The organism is Paenibacillus sp. KS1, assembly GCF_001680695.1.
Lineage (GTDB): Bacteria > Bacillota > Bacilli > Paenibacillales > Paenibacillaceae > Paenibacillus_B > Paenibacillus_B suaedae.
The window spans coordinates 1-1,976 of sequence record NZ_MAIS01000207.1 but is presented as its reverse complement, the minus strand read 5'-3'; the positions used below and the strand labels follow the sequence as shown (position 1 = coordinate 1,976).

Sequence of the window (1,976 nt, the reverse complement as noted above, 5' to 3'; positions counted from 1 at the left end):
CGCCGATGCAGAAGGGAATGTGGTTCCATAATGCGATGGACGGTCAAGCGGGCGCTTATTTTGAACAGACTCGCTTTACGATTCAAGGAGAGCTTGACGTTCAGCTATTCGCAAGCAGCCTAGATGTACTCGCGACGCGCCATGCGGTGCTTCGCACCAATTTCTTCAGCGGCTGGAACGGAGAATTGCTGCAAATTGTATACCGGAACAAGAATCTGGAATTTAGTTACGAGGATCTAACGGAATTGCCGGAGCATGAGAAGCAGGATCGAGTTGAAGCGATGGCGCAAGCTGACAAGCAGCGGGGCTTCAATCTGGAGCGCGATGCGCTCATGCGGGTGTCCGTGTTGCGGACGAGCGTGAACTGCAGTCATGTCATTTGGAGCTCTCATCATATTCTGATGGACGGCTGGTGCTTGCCGCAGCTCACGCAAGAATGGCTCGAGACGTATTCCGATTCCGTAAATGGACGGTCAAGCAGCCGATCGGGAGCATCGCCATACAGTCTCTATATTGAATGGCTGTACAAGCAGGATTACACAGCTGCATCCCAGTATTGGAGCGACTATCTGTCGGATTACGATCAGCAAACGGTTCTTCCTCAGAAGAAATCGAGCGGGCGCAGCGATGTATATATTAGTGACAATCTCGTATTTGAACTGGGCGAGGCTTTAACTGCGAAGATGCATCGGGTAGCGAAGCAGCATCAGCTGACGCTGAACACGCTAATGCAGGCGGCATGGGGCATTATTTTGCAGAAGTACAACAATACCGGCGACGCTGTATTCGGCGGAGTCGTATCGGGCAGACCGGCGGAAATCCCAGGCATTGAATCCATGATTGGACTATTCATTAACACCATTCCGATTCGTGTTGTGTGTGAAGCGGATGACAGATTTGCCGACGTGATGAAGCAACTTCAGGAGAAGGCACTGGAGTCAGGGCGGTATGATTATTATCCGCTGTATGACATACAGGCGCTCAGCGCTCATAAGCAGGATTTGATTAATCATATTCTGGTGTTCGAAAATTACCCGATGGAAGAGCAAATGGAACAGGCTGGTGATGAGCGGGGACAATTGAACATTACTGACGTGCGGGTAGCCGAGCAGACGAGCTATGATTTCAATCTCGTCGTGATGCCTGGCGAGGATATGATGATTCGCCTCGAGTACAATGCCGCCATGTATGATCGAGCAGATATGGAGAGAGTGCGGCAGCATCTGATTCACGTCCTTGAGCAGGTAACAGCTGATCCGGCCATTGCTGTGAAAGATGTCCGTCTGGCGACCGACGACGAGAAGGCAGAGCTGCTGACGGCATTCAATGATACGGAAGTCGAATATCCTCGCGAACAGATGATTCATCGGATGTTCGAGGAGCAGGTTCAGCGGACGCCGGATGCGACGGCGGTGTTGTACGGAGCAGATACGATGACCTACCAGGAGATGAATGATCGTGCCAATCAGTTGGCGCGGACACTGCGAGCAGCAGGCGTTGTTCCGGATCAGATCGTCGGCATTATGGCGGAACGATCGTTAGAGCTAATGGTTGGCATCATGGGGATATTGAAAGCTGGCGGCGCCTATGTGCCGATCGCGCCGGATTATCCCGAAGAGCGCATCCGATATATGCTGGACGATTCCGAGGCTCAAGTGCTGATTGTTCAAGGCAGTGCGGGTGAAGCAATTGATTTTACAGGTCGCATTTTTAATCTGGATGATGCTGGCTCTTACGATCAGGATTGCTCTAACCTTGAGGTGGTCAACAAGCCAACCGATATCGCCTACATCATCTATACATCTGGTACGACCGGACGTCCGAAAGGGGTTATGGTCGAGCATACGTCAGTCATCAACCGCTTGTTGTGGATGCAGAAGAGGTACCCGATTGGCGCGGATGACACAATTATGCAGAAGACGGCGATCACGTTCGACGTATCTGTTTGGGAGCTGTTCTGGTGGGCATTTGTCGGC

The 1,976-nt window shown here is 51.7% G+C and carries 1 protein-coding gene; it reads left to right on the top strand.

Annotation, left to right across the window (positions count from 1 at the left end):
• On the top strand, positions 1–1,976 hold a 1,976-nt coding region (locus tag BBG47_RS27805; protein ID WP_139070811.1), incomplete at both ends, for a non-ribosomal peptide synthetase.